Below are 20,556 nucleotides of genomic sequence, written 5' to 3'. Positions count from 1 at the left end.
ATGTCGGAAACGCGCTTGCAGCAACGGCTGCAGGCGGCGCTTCGAGGTACTGAACAGCATGTCTCATGCCGAAACGGATGCCGCACGGGCGGCGTTGGGAGTGCAGCCCTTCGGCTGCGGATGGCCTGACCGTAACACAGGGATCAGGGTAGACGGAACCACCGGTCAGCCAGTGTTGGATCGATGGTCCCTGCGCGCCTGTGCGGTCAGAATGATGGCCCGACGCGCTTCGGCTGACGCTTCGCCCCAGGCCAGAATCTCATCCAGCGTGCGACCGCAGCCCAGACAGATATCGTGATCGTCCAGGCAACAGCGCCGAACGCAGGGCGAGGGCACCGATTCGGCGTCCTCGCCTGATGACGCAGGATCAGAGCTGGCTGAAATCGAGCTCATCGCCCGTCTGCTCGCGAATGACACGGGTCAGCAGTTCGCCCAGCGGCTCCTGGGTGCTGTCGCAGATCCACCGGTTGCCCGCCTCGTCATAATCGAAGTGATAGCCGCCCGAGCGGGCCGCCACCCAGAGCTGCCGTAGCGGAGGCTGACGACTCAGAATGACCTGACTGCCGTTTTCCAGGCGAATCGTGAGGACACCGGCGCTGTTCTCCAGATCCAGGTCCAGATCGCTGTCGTCGAGGATGTCTTCGACCGCCTGCTGGGTAGTATCGACAAGATCGTGGAAGCGGGCTTCGCTCAGACTGCTCATGGGATTCCTTGAATCGGTATTGAAAAGACCTCGACGTTACCCCGGCGACCGCCCCTCGTCCAGTCGCAAAGACGGCTGCACCGCCCAGGCCTGTCAGGCACGCGCGGCGTTACATAGGCAAGGGGGCAGGTGCCGGGTATACTCCGGGTCAATCATGCTTTTCAAAGGATTCGCCATGAAGCGCCTTTCCCTTGCTCTAATTGCTTTCGCATGCCTGCTGGCAGGCTGCGGCCAAAAAGGTGACCTGTACCTTCCGGACGATGAAAAAGCGGCTCACGAGCATCGCCACGACACGTTCTGACCAGGGAGCCTTCCATGGAGTCATTTACATCCCGCGCAGGTAGCCTGCATGCGGAAGGTGTGCCGCTGAGCGCTATTGCAGAGCGCTTCGGCACGCCCACTTACGTGTATTCCCGGGCACACATCGAGGGCCAGTACCGCGCCTATACCGATGCGCTGGCCGGGCTGCCCCATCTCGTCTGCTTTGCCGTCAAGGCCAACTCCAACCTGGGCGTTCTTAACGTCCTGGCACGGATGGGTGCAGGGTTCGACATCGTGTCCCGTGGCGAGCTGGAGCGTGTACTGGCCGCTGGCGGCGAAGCCACCAAGGTGGTGTTCTCCGGGGTCGGCAAGACCCGTGACGACATGCGCCGCGCGCTGGAAGTCGGCGTGCACTGCTTCAATGTGGAGTCCCGGGTGGAGCTTGAGCGCCTGCAGGAAGTCGCCGCCGAAATGGGCCGCAAGGCACCCGTCTCGCTGCGGGTGAATCCTGATGTGGATGCCGGCACCCACCCGTACATTTCCACCGGCCTCAAGGAAAACAAGTTTGGTATCGATATCGCCGAGGCCGAGGCCGTATATGCTCGCGCAGCGGAGCTGCCAAACCTTGAGATCATCGGAGTGGACTGCCACATCGGCTCCCAGCTCACCACGCTCGAGCCGTTCATCGATGCGCTGGATCGTTTGCTGGCACTGATTGACCGCTTGGCCGAGCGTGGCATCACAATCCGTCACCTGGACCTCGGAGGCGGCCTGGGCGTGCGCTACCGCAACGAGGAGCCGCCTCTGGCGAGCGATTACATCAAGGCGATCCGCGAGCGCATTGCCGGACGGAATATCGCTCTGGTTTTCGAGCCCGGCCGCTTCATCGTGGCCAATGCCGGCGTGCTGCTTACGCGTGTGGAATACCTCAAGCACACCGAGCACAAGGACTTCGCCATTATCGATGCAGCCATGAACGACCTGATCCGCCCAGCGCTTTACGACGCCTGGATGGACGTTGTGCCGGTTACGCCTCGCGACAGCCAAACTCGTGCGTATGATCTGGTCGGCCCTATCTGCGAGACCGGTGACTTTCTAGCCAAGAACCGCGACCTGGCTCTGGCCGAAGGTGATCTGCTGGCCATTCGCTCAGCAGGTGCCTATGGCTTTACCATGAGTTCGAATTACAACAGTCGCGGTCGTGCGGCTGAGGTGCTGGTAGATGGCGAGCAGGCCTTCGAGGTGCGCCGCCGTGAGACGGTCGAGGAACTCTATGCAGGCGAAAGCCGGCTACCGGAGTGACCTCTCATGCTATTGCGGTTTACCAAGATGCACGGGCTTGGCAATGATTTCATGGTCCTTGACCTGATTAGCCAGCACGCGCATATCCAGCCCAAGCACGCCCGCCAGTGGGGCGATCGGCACACGGGGGTCGGCTTCGATCAGCTCCTGATCGTCGAAACGCCAAGCAACCCGGATGTCGATTTCCGCTATCGGATTTTCAACTCCGACGGCTCAGAGGTCGAGCAGTGCGGCAATGGTGCTCGCTGCTTTGCCCGCTTTGTCTTCGACAAGCGTCTGACGGTCAAGAAAGTTATCAAGGTCGAGACCAAAGGCGGCATCATCGAGCTGCGGCTGCGTAACGACAATCAGGTGACGGTCGACATGGGGGCGCCGCGCCTTGAGCCCAGGCAGATTCCATTCGAGGCCGACGCCGAGGCGATCAGCTACCCGGTTCAGGTCGAAGGTCGTACCGTCGAACTCGCTGCGGTGTCCATGGGCAACCCCCACGGCGTCCTGCGGGTCGACAATGTCGATACCGCGCCAGTGCATGAACTCGGCCCCAAACTTGAGCATCATCCCCGTTTTCCGAACCGGGCCAATATCGGTTTTCTCCAGGTCATCGATGAACACCGGGCGCGCCTGCGCGTCTGGGAGCGCGGTGCCGGTGAAACCCAGGCCTGCGGGACCGGCGCCTGTGCAGCCGTGGTTGCGGGTATTCGCCAGGGCTGGCTAAATTCGCCTGTACAGATCGAGCTGCCCGGCGGCCTGCTCGATATCGAATGGGCCGGCCCCGGCAAGCCGGTGCTCATGACAGGACCCGCCGTCCGTGTATACGAAGGCCAGGTACGTTTATGACAGACCAAACGCCCCCGCTCGATGCCGATCAGGTTGCGGCCTGGCTGGAACAGCATCCGGACTTCTTTGCAGACCGCGAGGACCTGCTGGCCGAGATGCGCATTCCGCACCAGCGCGGCACGGCGGTCTCCCTTGTGGAGCGCCAGCTGGGTCTGCTGCGCGACCGCAACGTCGAGATGCGTCATCGGCTGGCGCATCTGATGGATGTGGCTCGTGATAATGACCGGTTGTTCGATAAAACCCGCCGTCTCGTGCTTGATCTCATGGATGCCAATACATTGGAAGATGTGATCAGCACAGTCGAAGACAGCTTGCGCCATGAGTTCAAGGTGCCTTATGTAGGGCTGATTCTGTTCCATGAATCGCCCTTGCCGGTAGGCCGCAGCGTGACCAGCGCCGAGGCGCACCAGTGTATTGGTGGACTGCTGTCGGGCGGCAAGGCGGTCAGCGGGGCGTTGCGCTCACATGAACTGAAATTCCTGTTTGGCGAAGCCGCGCAGGACGAGGTTGGATCGGCCGCGGTTGCACCCTTGATTCACCAAGGCATGCATGGCGTACTTGCCATTGGCAGTCCTGATCCACAGCATTACAAGAGTTCACTAGGCACGGTGTTTCTAACCCATGTTGCCGAAGTGCTGTCTCGCGCCCTGCTGCGCTTTCCCACTCCCCTTCGCTCGGTACGCTGACATGGAAGAACGCCTCGACGCTTACTGCCAACACCTACGCAGCGAGCGTCAGGTGTCGGTCCATACTCTCGATGGTTACCGCCGTGACCTGCTGAAACTCCTGGCCTTCTGCCGCGAGGAACAGCTCACCGACTGGAGCAGCCTCGATGCGCGTCGGCTGCGCGCCCTGATCGTTCAGCTGCACCGCAAGGGACAGTCCAGCCGCAGTCTTTCCCGTCTGCTCTCAGCTATCCGGGGCTTTTATCAGTACCTCATTCGCGAGGGGATCTGCCAGCATGATCCCGCCAATGGTGTCAGTGCACCCAAAGGCCAGAAACAGCTACCCAAGAACCTCGACGTGGACCGCACCACACAGCTCCTGGATGGCGCTGTGGAGGATGACTTCATTGCCCTGCGCGACCAGGCGATGCTTGAGCTCTTCTACTCCTCTGGTCTACGCCTGTCCGAGCTGGTCGGGCTGGATATTGTCGATCTGGACCTTAAAGATGGCCTGATCAGTGTTCGCGGCAAGGGCAACAAGCGGCGTATCGTCCCGGTGGGCAGCAAGGCGCGGGAGGCTATGGAACGCTGGCTGCCGCCACGCGCCCTGGCCGCCCAGGATGATGCCGTGTTCATCGGTCAGAGCGGCCGACGCCTCACGCCAAGAGCGATTCAGCTGCGCGTCCGTGAAGCGGGCGTACGCGAACTGGGCCAGCACCTGCACCCACACATGCTGCGCCATAGCTTTGCCAGCCATATGCTGGAAACTTCCCGTGATCTGCGCGCCGTACAGGAGCTGCTGGGCCACGCGGACATCGCCACAACCCAGATATATACCCATCTGGATTTCCAGCACCTGGCACAGGTCTATGATGATGCCCATCCACGTGCCAAGCGAAAAACAGAATCCACATGACTATCCGCCTGATTACCTTCGATCTCGATGACACCCTCTGGGATATAGCCCCGGTCATCCACAGCGCCGAAGATGCGCTTCGTACCTGGATGGAAGCCGAGGCATCACGGCTGGGACCGGTTCCGGTTGAGCACCTGTGGCAGATCAGGGATCAGCTCCTGGAGCGCGACCCCGGCCTCCGGCACCGCGTCAGCGAACTGCGCCGCCGCGTCATTCATGGAGCCTTGCAGGATGCCGGTTACGAAGAACCTGAGGCCGGGCAGCTGGCCGAAGCCGGTTTCGCCATCTACCTGGCTGCTCGTCAGCAGGTCACCCTGTACGAGGACGTGCACGAGACGCTGGAACAGCTATCGCTGCGCTATGACCTGGGCGTACTGACCAATGGCAATGCCGATGTTCACGAGATCGGCCTGGCTGACTATTTCCGTTTTGCCCTGTGCGCAGAAGAGCTGGGTATCGGCAAGCCCGACCCGCATCCCTTCAACGAAGCGCTACGCCGGGCAGGCGTGACCGCCGATGCGGCGGTGCACGTAGGCGATAACCCTGTCGATGACATCCAGGGCGCTCAGCAGGCCGGGCTACGGGCCATCTGGTTCAACCCTACAGGCAAGCCCTGGTCCGGTGAAAATGCGCCGGATGCCGAGATCCGCAGCCTCAACGAGCTCCCCGCGGTACTGGAGCGCTGGAACTAACCGACACGGTGGATCAGTCCTGATCGAACGACTGATCCATCACCAGTGCCGGTTGTTCGTGGCGTGGCGTGCCAACCGGTCGGGCCGGGTTGCCGACCACGGTGGTATGCGGTGCGACCGGCTTGAGCACGATGCTGCCCGCCCCGACCTTGGCTCCTTCGCCAATTTCGATGTTGCCCAGAATCTTCGCGCCGGCGCCGATCATCACGCCACGTCGCACCTTGGGATGCCGGTCACCACACTCCTTGCCCGTCCCGCCAAGGGTGACCGCCTGCAGAATGGACACGTCATCCTCGACCACCGCCGTCTCGCCAATCACGATCCCGGTACCATGATCAAGCATGATGCCCTGCCCGATACGGCTGGCCGGATGGATGTCTACAGCCAGCATCTCGTTACAGCGAGCCTGGATATAAAGCGGCAGCATGCGGTTCCCGTCGAGCCAGAGCCGATGTCCGAGGCGGTAGGCCTGGATCGCTAGGAAGCCCTTGGAAAACAGGAAAACCTCCAACGGGGTATCGAAGGCAGGATCGCGTGTGACAGTAGCCTCAAGGTCAGCCCAGGCGCTCTCGATCAGCGCAGGATGCTCCTGCTGCACGCTCACGAAACGCGCGTGCAGCGTGTGCCGCTGCACCGCATCGACGGTAAGCGTTCGGCTCAGGCGAAATGCCAGGGCACTCCCCAGCTCTTTCTGCTCCAGAATGGATTCGGTCAGCCAGGGCTCCAGGGCGCGCTCCTGGACAATGGCACTGGAGGCAAGATCACGCAGGCTCTGCCAGCGCGCCTGAAGGGTTGGGGTTGAGGTCATCGGTATGAAGTCTTCCTGCAGATGGACTGCACAGGATAATGTCCACGCCAGAATCCGCCACCCATAAAAAACCCGCCATACAGGCGGGTTTTAAAATCATATCGGGCGGCTGCCGTACTTGCTGTCAGGCTTTTTAGGCGGGTCAGCAACAACATTCGCGTCGATCTCCTGCACTTTACCGCCACGGGCCAGAAACTCTTCCATGGCCTTGGCGAGCGCATCACGCTCCTTCTGCTTGGCCTCGATGGAGGGCAACTCCTCGGGCTCGGCTTCTTTTTTCTTCTTCCCTTTGCCTGCAGCAGGTTCTTCCGCCTCGGCACTGTCGTCGACTTCTACATCGGGCTCGTCTGCAGCCGCAGCAAAGTCCTCGGTATCGTCATCATCAGTGGACTCGATATCGTCCTGTTCCAGCTCTTCATCACTCATAAAAAACCCTCGAAAACCAGGTTAGTTACTGACCAGCCGCGAGTTTGACGTGGCTGCTCAAGAAAAATTCATGCTGGCATACCCTGCAAGGTAGCCATTATCCGACGAGCGCCGCCATGGTCACGGTGCTCACCCAGGTAAATCCCCTGCCACGTCCCTAGCGCCAGCCTTCCGGCCTGCACGGGTATGGTCAGGCTGCAGCCCAGAAGGCTGCTCTTGAAGTGCGCCGGTAGATCGTCCGGCCCTTCGTAATCGTGTTCGTACCCTGGCACGTTCTGCGGCACGAGCTGGTTGAAGAACCGCTCGAAATCGCGACGCACCGCACTGTCGGCATTTTCATTGATCGTCAATGAAGCCGACGTGTGCTGCAGCCACAGGTTCAGCAGCCCGATCTGACAGCTTTTCAGTTCGGGCAAAGCCGATTCCACCTCATCCGTGATGAGATGGAATCCACGGCTTCGGGCGCGCAGCGTGATCTGTCGCTGATGCCACATGGCGGACTCCTAGGCTTGCTGGGCGCGCATTCTAGCGCGGCTTTCGAAAAAACAAAGAGGCTCTTTAAAGCTGACGTTCAGACCGGGGCTGCGAGCCGGTGTTCCGGGCAATAACGCACGAAAAATGACTTTCTTTCGCGCATACGAAAAGAGCGCCCGAAGGCGCCCTTTTTTGACCGATAAACGGTAGCCGGCTCGCTATTACATATTGTAACCACGCTCGTTGTGCAGCGTCAGGTCCAGACCCACGGTCTCTTCCTCATCGCTGACACGCAGGCCCATGACCATGTCGATCACCTTCAGGATGACGAAGGTTAGGATGCCGGTATACACCAGTGTGAACAGCACGCCCTTGAGCTGAATCCACACCTGGCCGCCAATATCGGTCACGGTGCCGAAGCCGCCTAGAGCTGGTGCTGCGAAGATACCGGTCAGCAGCGCGCCCACGATACCGCCGACACCATGCACACCAAAGGCGTCCAGGGAATCGTCATACCCAATCTTGCGCTTGAGGCTGGTGGCGCAGAAGAAACAGATCACACCCGCGACCGCACCGATGATCAGCGCACCCATCGGGCCGACTGTACCGGCAGCCGGAGTAATGGCCACCAGACCGGCAACCACACCCGAGGCGATCCCCAGGGCGCTGGGCTTACCGTGGGTGATCCATTCAGCAAACATCCAGGCCAGAGCTGCCGAGGCGGTTGCGATCTGGGTAACCAGCATCGCCATGCCGGCAGTGCCGTTTGCCGCAACGGCGGAGCCTGCGTTGAAACCGAACCAGCCCACCCACAGCATGGCGGCGCCGACCAAGGTATACCCCAGGTTGTGCGGTGCCATCGGGGTGGTCGGATAGCCCTTGCGCTTGCCCAGCACCAGGGCAGCCACGAGACCAGCAATACCGGCGTTGATGTGAACCACGGTGCCGCCAGCAAAATCCAGCACGCCCCAATCCCACATCAGGCCACCGTCACCGCTCCACACCATATGGGCGATCGGTGCATAGACCAGGGTGAACCACACACCGGTAAAGACCAGCATGGCGGAGAACTTCATACGCTCGGCGAACGCACCCACGATCAGCGCCGGGGTGATGATCGCAAAGGTCATCTGAAAGGTGACGAAAATGCTTTCGGGGAACAGCGCAGCCGCACCTGTCAGCCCATCATGGGTAATGGAGCTCAGGAAGGCCTTGCCGAAACCGCCGATAAAGGAATTGAAATTGGTTACGCCTTTTTCCATGCCTGTGGTATCGAAGGCAAGGCTGTAACCGTAGATCATCCAGAGAATACTGATCAGGCCGGTAATGGCGAAACACTGCATCATTACCGACAGGATGTTCTTGGCACGAACCATGCCGCCATAAAACAGCGCCAGGCCCGGAATGGTCATGAAAAGCACGAGTGCTGTAGACACCAGCATCCATGCCGTATCGCCGCTATTCAACGTCGGCTCCGCCGCTGCTTCCTGAGCCATGGCAAGGCTCGGCATAGCGAGGGACAAAAGGGCTCCTAGCCCTGCGTACTTGCGCAGAGTCATGATGTTCTCCTGGGGCTTTGGGGGTATGGAGTACGGTGTTTTTTAAATAGCGTCGGTATCGGTTTCGCCGGTCCGGATACGGATGGCTTGTTCCAGATTTACAACGAAAATCTTGCCGTCACCGATCTTGCCGGTGTTGGCTGCCTTGGTAATGGCCTCGATGACACGGTCGAGCTGGTCATCGGCAATGGCGACGTCGATCTTCACCTTGGGCAGGAAATCGACAACGTACTCGGCGCCACGGTATAGCTCCGTGTGCCCCTTCTGGCGACCGAAACCCTTGACCTCGGTGACGGTGATGCCTTGAACGCCGATCTCGGACAACGACTCGCGGACGTCGTCGAGCTTGAACGGCTTGATGATGGCGGTGACTAGTTTCATGAACTTCTCCCGAAAAGTGGACTTGCCCCAGGAACGAACCCCGTCTCAAGTCTAAGCGCAGTCTGTGGCTTTGTAACGTCGCCCCGCTCTAAAACGGTTCGCCGCCACCCTCGCCCGCCTACGAAGCAATCACCGCTTCGCTTCCGCATCCCTGGTGCGTGGTGCCTCTGTCATAACGGCTAAAGCAGAAACCTTGCCATTTCGTGCAAAGCCGCATGGCGCAACGCCTCTATGCGCTTCGGTTGAATGAGATAGCGTCCATTTCACAGCAGATCGCACCATCCTGGCGCACAGTGCCCGGAAGGGGTGCCCAAAAAATGTGCAGATGCCCGGCATCCTGGCGTTGGAAAGGAGCGTGATACACTGGTCCAAACACTTTTTAATGGATGAAGCGTATGTTCCCACCCAAAGCGCTACTCGACTCCCTGACCCAACAAGCCAGCCGCCTGTTCGGAGAAGGCTCGCCCCGTGCCGATATCGAAAACCAGTTCAAGGCACTGATGCAGAGCGGATTTAGCAAGCTCGATCTGGTTAGCCGTGAAGAATTCGACACCCAGATGCTGGTCCTTGAACGCACCCGCGCTCGTCTTGAGGCCTTGGAAGCTCGCCTGGCCGAATTGGAAGGCCAAGGCAAAGAGCCTGTTGCTGCCGCCCAGCCTGCACAAGACGCACCGACATCAGCCAAAATGGCTTTCCAGAACAACAAAACGGAACCCACCCCGCCGACCGCCGAATAACCCGGCCGGCGGGACACTGATCAAGGAGTGATCATGTCCCTCGCCATCGTTTGTAGCCGCGCCCAGGTGGGCGTGGAAGCCCCCTGCGTCACTGTAGAAGCGCATCTGGCCAACGGTCTGCCCGCATTGACCCTGGTCGGCCTGCCGGAAACCGCCGTCAAGGAGAGTAAGGATCGCGTGCGTAGCGCCATCCTCAATTCAGGCTTCGACTTTCCGGCACGCCGCATCACCCTAAACCTTGCCCCTGCCGACCTGCCCAAGGATGGTGGCCGCTTCGATCTGGCCATTGCCCTTGGCATTCTGGCGGCCAGTGCGCAGCTACCCGCGGATGCCCTGGCCGATATCGAATGCCTGGGTGAGCTGGCGCTCTCCGGTGCACTGCGCCCCGTCCAGGGTGTATTACCCGCAGCGCTTGCCGCACGGGAAGCCGGACGCACACTGATCGTGCCCCATGAAAACGCCGAGGAAGCCAGCCTGGCTGGCGGGCTTAAAGTCATCGCGGTGGGCCATCTGCTGGAGATCGCAGCGCACTTTACCGGGCAGACGCCCCTTACGCCGTACGAAGCCCAGGGGTTGAGACGGCAGGAGCAACCCTATCCCGACCTTGTTGACGTGCAGGGCCAAGTGGCTGCCAAACGCGCTCTGGTGGTTGCAGCGGCAGGCTCGCACAACCTCTTGCTGGCAGGCCCTCCTGGGACTGGAAAAACTCTGCTAGCCAGCCGGCTGCCCGGTCTGCTGCCGCCCCTGAATGAATTCGAAGCCCTGGAAGTGGCTGCAATTCATTCGGTTGCCAGCCACACGCCCATGGCTCACTGGCCGCAGCGGCCATTCCGGCAGCCGCATCACTCGGCCTCGGGCCCCGCCCTGGTGGGTGGCGGCAGTCGCCCTCGCCCGGGCGAGATCACTCTGGCGCATCAAGGCGTGCTGTTTCTGGACGAGCTGCCCGAATTTGACCGTAAGGTGCTGGAAGTCCTGCGCGAGCCGCTGGAAAGTGGCGAGATCGTGATTTCCCGCGCCCGGGACCGTGTCCGCTTTCCGGCCCGCTTCCAACTGGTCGCCGCCATGAACCCCTGCCCATGCGGCTATCTGGGTGATCCGGCCGGCCGCTGCCGTTGCTCGCCCGATCAGGTACAACGTTATCGTGGTAAACTTTCCGGCCCACTGCTGGACCGGATCGACATGCATATCACCGTCGCCCGGGAAAGTGTGCGTCTGGGCGGCCCTGACACCAAGAACGATTCCGGCCGCCTTACAACGCAACAGGCTGCCGAACAGGTCGCCGCCGCCCGTGAGCGGCAACTGGCTCGCCAAGGGGTGGCGAATGCCTTTCTGGATTTGCGTGCCTTGCACCAACACTGTGCATTGACGGCAGACGACCAGCGGTGGATCGAGAGCGCAGGTGAACGGCTGGGGCTGTCCCTGCGCGCCCTGCACCGAGTGATCAAGGTGGCACGTACGTTAGCCGATCTTGCAGCAGAGCCGCAGATTTTGCGGTCTCATCTGGCTGAAGCATTGCAGTACAGACCCGCGAGTGCCTGAGGTGACCTGAGCGACAACCACCTCGTGTTTCAATGCCGACCCTCGGAGCGGGTCGGCTAGGCACTCCTTTGCAGCCACCTTGGCGCCGACAGAAAAGGAGAAAGTGCCTGATGGCCACCGAAAGCCAATCACCACCTACCCGTACCCTCAATCCCCCGGTTTTCTGGGGCTCGACCTTGCTTATCCTTATCCTGGTCATCTATGCCAGTGCCTTTCACGAGAGCGCGCAAAGCGTCTTTGGTCTCATTCAGTCCTGGATTATTACGAACGTCAGCTGGTTCTACATTCTGGCGGTGGCGCTGATCCTCTTGACCGTAGTCTTTCTGGGCGTCAGCCGTTATGGCGATATCAAGCTCGGCCCGGACCACAGCGAGCCGGACTACAGCAGCACGACCTGGTTTGCCATGCTGTTTTCGGCGGGCATGGGGATCGGCCTGATGTTCTTTGGCGTGGCCGAGCCGGTCATGCACTTCCTGTCGCCGCCCACTGGCCAGTCTGGCACAGTGGACGCCGCCCGTGAGGCGTTGATCATCACCTTCTTCCACTGGGGCCTGCATGCCTGGGCTATCTACGCCATCGTGGCGCTGATCCTCGCGTACTTCAGCTTCCGTCACGGGCTGCCGCTAACGCTGCGCTCAGCGTTGTATCCTCTGATTGGTGAACGTATCTACGGGCCAATCGGCCATGCGGTGGATATTTTCGCCATCCTGGGTACCGTCCTGGGGGTGGCAACATCCCTGGGCTTTGGCGTCGCGCAGATCAATACCGGTCTCAACTACCTGTTCGGTCTGGAAGTGTCGGTGCCGGTGCAGATCGGCCTGATCATTGCGACTACGGCCCTGGCGACCCTGTCGGTGGTTACCGGCCTGGACAAGGGGGTTCGTCGCCTGTCGGAGCTGAACCTGGGACTGGCCGTGCTGCTGCTCCTGATGGTGCTGGTCCTGGGGCCCACCGTATTCATTCTGCAAACCTTTGTGCAGAACACCGGTGGCTACCTGACCGAGATTGTCAGCCGTACCTTTAACCTCTATGCCTATAAGCCCAACGACTGGATCGGCGGCTGGACGCTGTTCTACTGGGGCTGGTGGCTGGCATGGTCGCCTTTCGTGGGTCTGTTCATTGCCCGCATCTCCCGCGGCCGCACGATCCGCGAGTTTGTCTCCGGGGTGCTGCTGGTACCAGCCGGCTTTACGCTGTTCTGGATGACCGTATTTGGTGATACCGCCATCCACATGATCTCCTGGCAGGGCATTACGTCGCTAGGCGATGCCGTGAACAAAGACAGCTCCCTGGCGCTGTTTGCCTTCCTCGAGCATTTCCCCTTTGCGTCGGCTATTTCCATGGTAGCCATCATCATGGTTGTGGTGTTCTTCGTAACATCGGCGGACTCCGGCGCGATGGTGGTCGACATGCTCGCCTCCGGCGGCATGGACAAGACGCCTGTCTGGCAACGAGTCTTCTGGGCGGCCTCCATGGGCGTCGTGGCGATTGCGCTGCTCCTGGCCGATGGTCTCAAGGCCCTGCAAACAGCCACGATTGCCACGGCGCTACCCTTTACCATCGCACTGCTCTGTTCGATGTGGGGCCTACTCAAGGCGCTCAAGCTCGATGCCACCAAACGGGGTATCCGCTACCAGGCGCTGAACATCTCCCGCCCTGCGCCTCGTTCAGCCGGTGGCTGGCAGCGTCGCCTGCGTAATCTGGCCATGTTCCCGCGTCGTACCCACGTGGTGCGCTTCATCGGGGAAGTGGTTAAGCCTGCGTGTGAATCTGTTGCTGAAGAGCTGCGTAAGCAGAGCTATCTTGTCAGCGTAAAGGATGGCGACGATGGCCGGGTACGTATTGAGGTCGGTCCTGAAGAGAACCCTGAGTTCGTGTATGAGGTTCGCCCGCGCGCGTATGCCATGCCGAGCTTTGTCATGGGGGACACACAGAGCGACCAGAACGAGCGCGAGGATCGCAAATACTTCCGTGCCGATGTGCACCTGAAGGAAGGCGGTCAGGATTATGACGTGATGGGCTGGAGCCGGGACGACGTGATTGGCGACATCCTGGATCAATACGAGCGTCACATGCATTTCCTGCATATCGTTCGCTGATCGTTACCCACAAAAAAGCCGGTGCCTCTGCACCGGCTTTTTTGTGCCTACTACCGCATCGATCAGCTGAAGCGATTTACCTCATGGCTCAGCTCTTCCGCCAGACGCTTGAGCTCATAGGCCGTGCTGGCCAGCTCTTCCGCCGCTTCACGCTGGGAGGCGTTATCGACGGCAATGGTCTGGATGTTGCGGCTCAGGGCAGTCGCCGTGCTGCTCTGCTCCTGGGTGGCCTGGGCAATGCTGGTGAACTGCTCCACAGCCTGATCGATCTGCGCTTCAATACGCTGAAGCGCCTGGGCAACGTCACCGTTAAGCGACAGACCTTGCTGCATCAAACGGTTGCCCTCGTCGATAGAGGTCATGGCGCGGTTGGTTTCTTCCTGCACCGAACCGATCATCTCGGAGATTTCACGCGTTGCCTGACTGGTACGGCCGGCCAGGCTGCGAACCTCGTCAGCCACCACGGCAAAGCCACGGCCCTGCTCACCCGCTCGCGCAGCCTCGATGGCGGCGTTAAGCGCCAGCAGGTTGGTCTGCTCGGCGATGCCACTGATCACGCTGATGATCCCGCCAATCTGCTGGGAACGCTCGCCCAGGTTATTGACCACGGTAGCCGTCGTGCCCAGCGATTGGGCGATCTGCTCCAGCGCTTTCGAGGCAGCACGCATGGAGGCCGTACCGTTACGAGTCTCAGCGGCGTTTTCGTTAGTCAGCTGCTCGGTTTTACGCATGCTGTCGGCAATGTTCTGTGCAGTGGCGCTGAACTCTTCTACGGCGCTCGCCATGCTGTCGATCTGGGAAGACTGCTCGGCCGAACGGCGCTGGGTAGCACCGGACAGGGTGCTCAGCTGATCTGAACGGCTGGTTACGTCATGAGAAGAATGACGTACACGATCTACCGTGTTCGACAGGGCTTCAGCCATCTGGTTGAAGCTGTGGGAAAGCTTGCCGATTTCATCGTGGCTTTCAACCTTCAGACGGACGCTCAGCTGACCTTCGCCTAGAGCCTGGGCCTGCTTGACGAGGTTATCCAGCGGCTTGAGCTTGTGACGCAGCATTACGACCGAGGCACCAATTGCCAGGATCAAAGCCAACAGGCTACCCAGCGCCAGCTGCGTACCCACTTTCCAGATCAGCTCGCCCACTTCCGCTTTTGGCAGGGTGGCGACCACTTTCCAGGCATCACCCGGCACCTGCGCGACAACGCTCTGGAACGCCGCCTTGCCATCTTCCCACTCGACCGTCGTGCCCGGCTTGGCGTTCAGGTTGATAGAGGCCAGCGCAGCGTCAGGCTTGTCGGTACCGGCCGGCGTTACCAGCCACTTGTTCTGCTCATCCAGCAAGGCCAGCGAGCCGGTCTTGCCGATACGGAACGCGGACAGGTTATCGAACTGCTCTTTCTGAGTATCGGTGTAATCGAAGCCGACATACAAAACAGCCATGACCTGACCCGAGGCATCACGCACCGGCGTGTACTGGTTCATGTAGTTGCGGCCAAACAGTACCGCACGTCCAGCGTAAGGCTGACCTTGAAGCAAGCCCGCATACGCCGGGTGCTTATGGTCCAGTTGCGTACCGATGGCACGGGAGCCGTCTTCTTTCTTGACCGACGTGGTGATACGGACAAATTCGTCACCATCACGGACGAATACCGTAGCGGCGCCGCCGGTAAGCGAGGTGAACTCGTCGACCAGTGTGAAATCGCCGTTCAGGCGACTGCCTTGCAGGCTAAGCGCAGGGGTGGAAGCACTTCCCACGGTGACACGCTCGTTCGTATCGCGTGTCAGCCCGGCCGCAAAGCGACGCTCAAACAACCCGGCCAAGCGTTGGGTACTGATTTTCAATGTGCCATGGAAAGTCTTGAGCTGATCAGCAAGTAACCGTGCCTCGCTGGCCAGATGCTGGCGGTGAGCCTCTTCTGTCGACACACTCAGGGAGCGCAACGCAAACAATCCACTTCCTGTGATAACCACAACCAATATGACCGTCAGAGCAAGCGCAAGCTGCCCGGCGATACCGAAACGACGTCCCGACATGGGATTATTCTCCTGAAGAACACCAGCATTCCCCGACTGGCATTCACGTTAGGTTGGCTTTGACGACCTGAGATGCTGTACACGCAAGGCCCTCTTCGGGGCGAATCTTCTAAGTCGGTCGTTTGATTATCGGCGGGATGTAAGACAACTTGACCCATCAGCACGATGGACGTCGGAATGTTTATTATGAGTGGTAGGTCACATCAGGTAAGGTCATGGCGTTGACCTCAGCCAGAAGAAAATCTCTCAGCAGAGAGAAACGCTTTGGGTTGCGTCGAGCCTTGGGCCATACCAGGTAATACGCCTCACCACTCGCCACCGCTGTAGGCCAGGGGAGCGCCGTCCGTCCAAGCTGAAGATCCTCCGAGACCATTACCAAATCTCCAATGGATACCCCATACCCGCGGGCAGCGGCCGCCATTCCAAGCTCTAACGTATCGAATACCTGTCCGCCTCTGATCGGTATGTCGTCCGACAGCGCCATAGCTTGAAGCCAGCGACGCCAATCGCGACGATCGGGTGTGGGATGCAGCAGCTCGGTCTCCCGCAACCGCTGTACATCCCAGGGACCCTCCGCTGCGGCTTCAGGCGAGCAAACTGGAATCAGCCATTCCTGAAACAACAAGGTACTTTCCCACTCTTCCGGGAAACGACCGTGGCTCAGCAGCACCGCACAATCGAAGGGTTCGTGGATGAAGTCGACATGATCACTGTCCATCCAGGCACTGGTCAGCTGCACTTCGATCCCCTCATTCGCCTGCCGAAAGCGGGACAGCCGCGCCAGCAACCAGCGCAGGGACAACGTGGAGGGCGCCTTGAGCCGGAGCGCACCTTCGTCCACCGACAACACGGAGCACGCCCGGCCCAATGCCTCGAAACCTTCGCTGATGCCCGGCAGCAACAGTTTGGCCGGTTCCGTAAGCGTCAGCTGCCGCCCCGAGCGCTCGAACAGTCGACACCCAAAATGGGCCTCCAGGGTGCGGATATGTCGGCTCACGGCGCTCTGGGTCAGTGAAAGCTCCTGCGCGGCACGCGTGAAAGACGAATGCCGGGCCGCCGACTCAAAGGCGCGCAAGGCATAAAGCGGAGGAAGACGAGTCGACTCAGACATGATTAAAACTCATGGCAGGCAGGTTTATTTTCGGTTTGTGGGCCAGCCCAAGTGTACCCACAATCACCCTGCCTTTCTGCCTGTCTGGCAGACGTCTTTTCTGCCTTTGTGAGTTTGACTCATTCATGACCCTGCTACGTACCGAATTGCCCGCGCTGGCTCGTCTGGCCGTTCCACTGATTACCGCCCAGCTGGCCTACGTGGCCATGGTCTTTACCGACACGGTCATGATGGGCCGCATCGGCCCCGAGGCGCTGGCCAGTGGAGGACTAGGGGCCGCCACTTATTCCTTCGTGACGGTAGTTTGCGTGGGGATCATCGCCGCGGTCGGTAATCTGGTGGCAATCCGGCACGGTCAAGACGATACCGAGGGCGTAACAGAGGTCGCCTGCGCGGGCGTCTGGATCGCCTTGGGCCTTGCATTGATCGCCGGGCTTATCCTCTGGAGTCTGGAGCCTGCGCTGCTGGCCCTGGGGCAGGCTCCGGCGACAACAGCCGAAGCCATGGGCTTTATCCACGCCGTAAGCTTTGCCCTGCCCGGCTATCTGGTGTTCATGTCCCTGCGCGGCTTTACCAGCGGTATCGGCCGCCCCGGGCCGGTGATGTCGATTGCCATTGGCGGCGCACTGGCCAACCTGGTGCTCAACCTGGCCTTTATCGAAGGCTGGATGGGTCTGCCGTTTCTTGGTTTGAAGGGTATCGGCCTGATCACAGCGCTGGTCATGACGGCCATGGCGCTGGCCATGGCGCTGACCATCCGGGCACGCAGTGCCTATGCAGCCTACCCGATCGCTCGGAAACTGCTCAGCCTCAACCGGGGCGCTATCAGCGAAACCCTGCGCCTGGGCCTGCCCATCGGCGGCACCTATGCCGTCGAGACCGCCCTGTTTGCCGCCGCTGCCCTGTGCATGGGCGCGCTGGGAAGCACTCAGCTCGCCGCGCACCAGATCGCCAATCAGCTGGTGTACGTTGCCTTCATGATTCCGGTGGGGTTGGCCTATGCCTCCAGCCTGCGGGTCGGGCTGCACTTTGGTGCGGGCCGGTTTGCGGAATCACGTCTGGCTGGCCGTATCGGCATTACCGTTGGCGCCACCTGCATGCTGGCCGTCGCCATTGCATTCTGGCTCATGCCGGAGACCCTGGTGGGTCTGTTCATTGATCGGGACGACCCTGCCGGCCGCACCGTTATGGCATTGGCCGTAAGCCTGCTGGCGATCGCCGCCTGGTTTGAGTTCTTCGATGGTATCCAGGGCATCGCCTCGGGCGCGTTGCGGGGTATCCGGCAGGCTCGCCAGGCCATGTTGATCGGCCTGGTTTGCTACTGCTGTGTGGGAATTGTCTCAGCCTGGCTCTTAGGGCTGGTATTAGGTTTTGATGCCCGTGGCGTCTGGTGGGGAATGGCTCTGGGTCTGGCCTGTGCAGCGGTTGCGCTCACCTGGGCCTTCGAGCGGCATATGCGGGGTCTGCTCTGTCATGAGAACGTCGAATCGCCTGCGGAAAAACAATGGGCTACCCAGAGTTAAGCGCGCTTTTTCGAGGATTGCCAGTCATGGCAGCCGCGGTGACACGCGGTCCGCTCAGTACCAGCCAAGGACTAGGGCCGAGACGGCCAGATAACGCACCGTCTTGGCGAAGCCGACGAGCAGGATAAAGACGGGCAGCGGTTCGCGCATAACGCCTGCTACTAGAGTCAGCGGATCGCCAATGACCGGTACCCAGCTCAGTAGCAGCGACCAGCGTCCATAACGGCGATACCCCCGTTGCGCGCGCTCGAGTTGACGGAGCGAAACAGGGAACCAGCGGCGGTCCCGAAAGTGCTCGATTGAGCGCCCTAGAAACCAGTTCACCACCGAGCCCAGCGTATTACCAAGAATCGCCGCCAAGAGTAACAAGGGCACGGAATAACTGCCCTGTAATAACAACGCGGCCAGCGCTGCCTCAGACTGGGCTGGCAACAAGGTAGCAGCGGCTAGGGCAACCAGAAACAACCCGACATATACCGTCAGCTCAGCCATGCGCTCTGCCTGTTTCCACCATCTCCTGGCTCCGCTACTGTCATCCCCTCAGGCTATCGATACGGCATCGGCCAGAGGGCGGCTAAATATTTCCGGATGTTACGGAGCGCTCAGCCGTATCGGCAGTCTATGCAACGTCCATAGGTAGCGCCGAAGCGGTTTATACGCCTCAGCCGAAACGGATTATGTGAAAAGAACAAGGCCCTCACGGCCCACCGACGGGATAACAACTGCATGGCACCCACTACATCGAGGCGTACGTTCGTAAAAGGCTTGGCAGCAGGCAGTTTGCTGAGCGGCCTAGGCCTCTGGCGAACCCCCGTCTGGGCATTGACCAGCCCCGGACAACCCACCGTACTGTCCGGCACCGAATTCGATCTGGTCATTGGCGAAACGCCCGTCACCATCACCGGCGCCAAGCGCACCGCCCTGACCATCAACGGCAGCCTGCCCGGCCCGCTTCTGCGCTGGCGCGAAGGGGATACCGTTACGCTGCGCGTTCGCAACCAACTCGATGAGGCCACCTCGATCCACTGGCACGGCATCATCCTGCCGGCCACGATGGATGGCGTACCCGGGCTGAGCTTTAGCGGCATCGCACCTGACGGTCTGTACGAGTACCGCTTCAAGGTCCAGCAGCACGGCACGTACTGGTATCACAGCCACTCGGGCTTTCAGGAGCAGCGGGGGGTCTATGGCCCGCTGATCATCGAGCCGCGTGAACCGGAGGCCTTTGCCTATGACCGTGATTATGTAGTGATGCTAACGGACTGGAGCGATGAGAAGCCCGAGCACATCCTCTCGACGCTCAAGAAGCAGGCCGATTACTACAACAACAACCAGCGCACCGTGGTCGACTTCGTCAACGATGTGAGCGAGAAAGGCTGGTCCGCCACGGTAAAGGACCGCGCAATGTGGGCCGAGATGCGGATGACGCCTACCGATCTGGCTGATGTGACAGGCGCTACCTACACCTATCTCATGAACGGGGCAGCGCCTGACGGCAACTGGACCGGCCTTTTCAAGCCTGGGGAAAAGATTCGGCTGCGCTTCATCAATGGGTCGGCCATGTCCTATTTCGATGTGCGCATTCCCGGTCTGAAGATGACAGTCGTGGCGGCAGATGGCCAACCCATCGAGCCCGTCAGCGTAGACGAATTCCGGATCGCGGTGGCGGAGACCTATGACGTCATCGTCGAGCCGTCCGACCAGCAGGCCTACACGATTTTCGCCCAGTCCCTGGACCGCACCGGTTATGCCCGCGGCACGCTGGCCCTTCGCGAAGGCCTTAACGCACCGGTACCAGACATGGATCCCCGCCCGCTGGTAAGCATGGCGGACATGGGGCACGGCGACCACAGCGCACCGTCGTCTAAGGGCCACGCAGGGATGGATCACGGCAGTCACGGCATGGATCACAGCGCCATGAACCATGGCACACCACACGGCGGACATGACACCGGAGCCATGCAGACGCACCCGGCCAGCGAAGACGGCAATCCGTTGGTGGACATGCAGACCATGATGCCTGCCCCCAAACTGGACGACCCCGGAATGGGCCTGCGGGACAACGGCCGCCGTGTCCTCACCTATGCCGATCTCAAAAGTACCTTTCCCGACCCGGATGGCCGTGAGCCAACCCGCACCCTGGAGCTGCACCTGACGGGGCATATGGAGCGCTTTGCCTGGTCATTCGACGGGATGAAATTCTCGGATGCCGAGCCCATCAGGCTTACTTACGGCGAGCGGGTTCGTATCGTGCTGGTCAACGACACCATGATGATGCACCCCATCCACCTGCACGGCATGTGGAGTGACCTGGAAGACGAACACGGCCGCTTCATGGTCCGCAAACACACCATCGACATGCCGCCCGGCTCGAAGCGCAGCTACCGTGTGACCGCCGATGCGCTTGGCCGCTGGGCCTATCATTGCCACATGCTCTTCCACATGGAAACCGGCATGTTCCGCGAAGTTATTGTCGATGTTTAAGGA

General features: G+C 60.5%; 20 protein-coding genes and 2 pseudogenes. 11 read left to right on the top strand and 11 right to left on the bottom strand.

Annotation, left to right across the window (positions count from 1 at the left end; translation table 11 throughout):
• Positions 1 to 165: 165 nt before the first annotated feature.
• Both GM154_RS06535 and cyaY read right to left on the bottom strand, forming a co-directional pair.
• Positions 166 to 393 (bottom strand): DUF1289 domain-containing protein, encoded by a 228-nt coding sequence (locus tag GM154_RS06535; RefSeq protein WP_219651448.1) that lies wholly within the window; start codon positions 391 to 393, stop codon positions 166 to 168.
• Entirely contained in the window at positions 368 to 703 is a 336-nt protein-coding gene (cyaY, locus tag GM154_RS06530; RefSeq protein WP_219651446.1) for an iron donor protein CyaY, read from the bottom strand. The genes GM154_RS06535 and cyaY overlap by 26 nt, the downstream gene beginning before the upstream one ends.
• 175 nt (positions 704 to 878) lie before the next feature.
• On the opposite strand from cyaY, the gene GM154_RS06525 reads away from it, so the two are divergent.
• Genes GM154_RS06525 through GM154_RS06500 form a run of 6 tightly spaced genes read left to right on the top strand, consistent with a single transcriptional unit; the run spans position 879 to position 5,376 of the window.
• Complete coding sequence (locus GM154_RS06525; RefSeq protein WP_010796522.1) at positions 879 to 1,004, top strand: lipoprotein; 126 nt, start codon at positions 879 to 881, stop codon at positions 1,002 to 1,004.
• Positions 1,005 to 1,018: 14 nt separating this feature from the next.
• On the top strand, positions 1,019 to 2,266 hold the full coding sequence (lysA, locus tag GM154_RS06520) for a diaminopimelate decarboxylase (RefSeq protein WP_219651444.1): 1,248 nt from the start codon (positions 1,019 to 1,021) through the stop codon (positions 2,264 to 2,266).
• Between the two features lie 6 nt (positions 2,267 to 2,272).
• Positions 2,273 to 3,103: a diaminopimelate epimerase gene (dapF, locus tag GM154_RS06515; protein WP_010796520.1), complete on the top strand. Its 831-nt coding sequence runs from the start codon at positions 2,273 to 2,275 to the stop codon at positions 3,101 to 3,103.
• Positions 3,100 to 3,789, top strand: a complete 690-nt coding sequence (locus tag GM154_RS06510) for a DUF484 family protein (RefSeq protein ID WP_074821270.1) — start codon at positions 3,100 to 3,102, stop codon at positions 3,787 to 3,789. Before dapF ends, GM154_RS06510 begins: the two co-directional genes overlap by 4 nt.
• Before the next feature lies 1 nt (position 3,790).
• On the top strand, positions 3,791 to 4,684 hold the full coding sequence (xerC, locus tag GM154_RS06505; RefSeq protein WP_219651443.1) for a tyrosine recombinase XerC: 894 nt from the start codon (positions 3,791 to 3,793) through the stop codon (positions 4,682 to 4,684).
• Entirely contained in the window at positions 4,681 to 5,376 is a 696-nt protein-coding gene (locus GM154_RS06500; protein ID WP_219651441.1) for an HAD family hydrolase, read from the top strand. Before xerC ends, GM154_RS06500 begins: the two co-directional genes overlap by 4 nt.
• Positions 5,377 to 5,389: 13 nt before the next feature.
• Here the strand turns inward: GM154_RS06500 and cysE are convergent, their stop codons facing one another.
• The 5 genes from cysE to glnK form a co-directional block, all read right to left on the bottom strand.
• Positions 5,390 to 6,184, bottom strand: coding sequence for a serine O-acetyltransferase (gene cysE / locus GM154_RS06495; protein ID WP_074821263.1), 795 nt, complete (start codon positions 6,182 to 6,184; stop codon positions 5,390 to 5,392).
• Between the two features lie 96 nt (positions 6,185 to 6,280).
• Positions 6,281 to 6,610 carry a transcriptional regulator SutA gene (gene sutA, locus GM154_RS06490; RefSeq protein WP_010796514.1) on the bottom strand — a complete coding sequence of 110 codons (330 nt, stop codon included), beginning with the start codon at positions 6,608 to 6,610 and terminating at the stop codon, positions 6,281 to 6,283.
• Between the two features lie 68 nt (positions 6,611 to 6,678).
• On the bottom strand, positions 6,679 to 7,104 hold the full coding sequence (locus tag GM154_RS06485) for a secondary thiamine-phosphate synthase enzyme YjbQ (protein ID WP_010796513.1): 426 nt from the start codon (positions 7,102 to 7,104) through the stop codon (positions 6,679 to 6,681).
• A gap of 201 nt (positions 7,105 to 7,305) precedes the next feature.
• Positions 7,306 to 8,643, bottom strand: a complete 1,338-nt coding sequence (locus tag GM154_RS06480; RefSeq protein ID WP_219651439.1) for an ammonium transporter — start codon at positions 8,641 to 8,643, stop codon at positions 7,306 to 7,308.
• A 42-nt stretch (positions 8,644 to 8,685) separates the two neighbouring features.
• The gene (gene glnK / locus GM154_RS06475) at positions 8,686 to 9,024 is read right to left on the bottom strand and encodes a P-II family nitrogen regulator (RefSeq protein ID WP_003096476.1); all 339 of its coding nucleotides are present in this window, start codon (positions 9,022 to 9,024) and stop codon (positions 8,686 to 8,688) included.
• Positions 9,025 to 9,419: 395 nt separating this feature from the next.
• On the opposite strand from glnK, the pseudogene GM154_RS06470 reads away from it, so the two are divergent.
• The 3 genes and pseudogenes from GM154_RS06470 to GM154_RS06460 form a co-directional block, all read left to right on the top strand.
• Positions 9,420 to 9,665: pseudogene (locus GM154_RS06470) on the top strand (accessory factor UbiK family protein); the annotation flags it as partial.
• 129 nt (positions 9,666 to 9,794) lie between these two features.
• Positions 9,795 to 11,300: a YifB family Mg chelatase-like AAA ATPase gene (locus GM154_RS06465; protein ID WP_010796510.1), complete on the top strand. Its 1,506-nt coding sequence runs from the start codon at positions 9,795 to 9,797 to the stop codon at positions 11,298 to 11,300.
• A 110-nt stretch (positions 11,301 to 11,410) separates the two neighbouring features.
• Positions 11,411 to 13,399, top strand: a complete 1,989-nt coding sequence (locus GM154_RS06460) for a choline BCCT transporter BetT (protein WP_150348294.1) — start codon at positions 11,411 to 11,413, stop codon at positions 13,397 to 13,399.
• A gap of 62 nt (positions 13,400 to 13,461) precedes the next feature.
• Here GM154_RS06460 and GM154_RS25905 read toward each other — a convergent pair whose 3' ends face one another.
• The 3 genes and pseudogenes from GM154_RS25905 to GM154_RS06450 form a co-directional block, all read right to left on the bottom strand.
• On the bottom strand, positions 13,462 to 14,184 hold the full coding sequence (locus GM154_RS25905; RefSeq protein WP_374940303.1) for a methyl-accepting chemotaxis protein: 723 nt from the start codon (positions 14,182 to 14,184) through the stop codon (positions 13,462 to 13,464).
• Between the two features lie 132 nt (positions 14,185 to 14,316).
• A pseudogene (locus GM154_RS25900) lies at positions 14,317 to 15,435 on the bottom strand (Cache 3/Cache 2 fusion domain-containing protein); the annotation flags it as partial.
• A 184-nt stretch (positions 15,436 to 15,619) separates the two neighbouring features.
• Positions 15,620 to 16,546 carry a LysR substrate-binding domain-containing protein gene (locus GM154_RS06450; RefSeq protein ID WP_219651435.1) on the bottom strand — a complete coding sequence of 309 codons (927 nt, stop codon included), beginning with the start codon at positions 16,544 to 16,546 and terminating at the stop codon, positions 15,620 to 15,622.
• Between the two features lie 125 nt (positions 16,547 to 16,671).
• Between GM154_RS06450 and GM154_RS06445 the strand changes: the two genes are divergently transcribed.
• Positions 16,672 to 18,069, top strand: a complete 1,398-nt coding sequence (locus GM154_RS06445; protein ID WP_219651433.1) for a NorM family multidrug efflux MATE transporter — start codon at positions 16,672 to 16,674, stop codon at positions 18,067 to 18,069.
• Positions 18,070 to 18,123: 54 nt separating this feature from the next.
• Here GM154_RS06445 and GM154_RS06440 read toward each other — a convergent pair whose 3' ends face one another.
• The gene (locus GM154_RS06440; RefSeq protein ID WP_219651431.1) at positions 18,124 to 18,561 is read right to left on the bottom strand and encodes a YqaA family protein; all 438 of its coding nucleotides are present in this window, start codon (positions 18,559 to 18,561) and stop codon (positions 18,124 to 18,126) included.
• Positions 18,562 to 18,795: 234 nt separating this feature from the next.
• On the opposite strand from GM154_RS06440, the gene GM154_RS06435 reads away from it, so the two are divergent.
• Positions 18,796 to 20,553 (top strand): copper resistance system multicopper oxidase, encoded by a 1,758-nt coding sequence (locus tag GM154_RS06435; RefSeq protein ID WP_219651429.1) that lies wholly within the window; start codon positions 18,796 to 18,798, stop codon positions 20,551 to 20,553.
• The last annotated feature ends 3 nt before the right edge of the window (positions 20,554 to 20,556 follow it).

Source organism: Pseudomonas sp. MAG002Y, from assembly GCF_019400845.1.
Taxonomy (GTDB): Bacteria; Pseudomonadota; Gammaproteobacteria; order Pseudomonadales; family Pseudomonadaceae; genus Chryseomonas; species Chryseomonas luteola.
Note: the sequence above shows the minus strand (reverse complement) of the source record. Positions and strands in the feature narration are given on the sequence as shown.

Coding starts and splice junctions, on each gene's coding strand:
- GM154_RS06535 (WP_219651448.1), bottom strand. CDS start 393: ATGAGCTCGATTTCAGCCAGCTCTGATCCTGCGTCATCAGGCGAGGAC.
- cyaY (WP_219651446.1), bottom strand. CDS start 703: ATGAGCAGTCTGAGCGAAGCCCGCTTCCACGATCTTGTCGATACTACC.
- GM154_RS06525 (WP_010796522.1), top strand. CDS start 879: ATGAAGCGCCTTTCCCTTGCTCTAATTGCTTTCGCATGCCTGCTGGCA.
- lysA (WP_219651444.1), top strand. CDS start 1,019: ATGGAGTCATTTACATCCCGCGCAGGTAGCCTGCATGCGGAAGGTGTG.
- dapF (WP_010796520.1), top strand. CDS start 2,273: ATGCTATTGCGGTTTACCAAGATGCACGGGCTTGGCAATGATTTCATG.
- GM154_RS06510 (WP_074821270.1), top strand. CDS start 3,100: ATGACAGACCAAACGCCCCCGCTCGATGCCGATCAGGTTGCGGCCTGG.
- xerC (WP_219651443.1), top strand. CDS start 3,791: ATGGAAGAACGCCTCGACGCTTACTGCCAACACCTACGCAGCGAGCGT.
- GM154_RS06500 (WP_219651441.1), top strand. CDS start 4,681: ATGACTATCCGCCTGATTACCTTCGATCTCGATGACACCCTCTGGGAT.
- cysE (WP_074821263.1), bottom strand. CDS start 6,184: ATGACCTCAACCCCAACCCTTCAGGCGCGCTGGCAGAGCCTGCGTGAT.
- sutA (WP_010796514.1), bottom strand. CDS start 6,610: ATGAGTGATGAAGAGCTGGAACAGGACGATATCGAGTCCACTGATGAT.
- GM154_RS06485 (WP_010796513.1), bottom strand. CDS start 7,104: ATGTGGCATCAGCGACAGATCACGCTGCGCGCCCGAAGCCGTGGATTC.
- GM154_RS06480 (WP_219651439.1), bottom strand. CDS start 8,643: ATGACTCTGCGCAAGTACGCAGGGCTAGGAGCCCTTTTGTCCCTCGCT.
- glnK (WP_003096476.1), bottom strand. CDS start 9,024: ATGAAACTAGTCACCGCCATCATCAAGCCGTTCAAGCTCGACGACGTC.
- GM154_RS06465 (WP_010796510.1), top strand. CDS start 9,795: ATGTCCCTCGCCATCGTTTGTAGCCGCGCCCAGGTGGGCGTGGAAGCC.
- GM154_RS06460 (WP_150348294.1), top strand. CDS start 11,411: ATGGCCACCGAAAGCCAATCACCACCTACCCGTACCCTCAATCCCCCG.
- GM154_RS25905 (WP_374940303.1), bottom strand. CDS start 14,184: ATGGCGAGCGCCGTAGAAGAGTTCAGCGCCACTGCACAGAACATTGCC.
- GM154_RS06450 (WP_219651435.1), bottom strand. CDS start 16,546: ATGTCTGAGTCGACTCGTCTTCCTCCGCTTTATGCCTTGCGCGCCTTT.
- GM154_RS06445 (WP_219651433.1), top strand. CDS start 16,672: ATGACCCTGCTACGTACCGAATTGCCCGCGCTGGCTCGTCTGGCCGTT.
- GM154_RS06440 (WP_219651431.1), bottom strand. CDS start 18,561: ATGGCTGAGCTGACGGTATATGTCGGGTTGTTTCTGGTTGCCCTAGCC.
- GM154_RS06435 (WP_219651429.1), top strand. CDS start 18,796: ATGGCACCCACTACATCGAGGCGTACGTTCGTAAAAGGCTTGGCAGCA.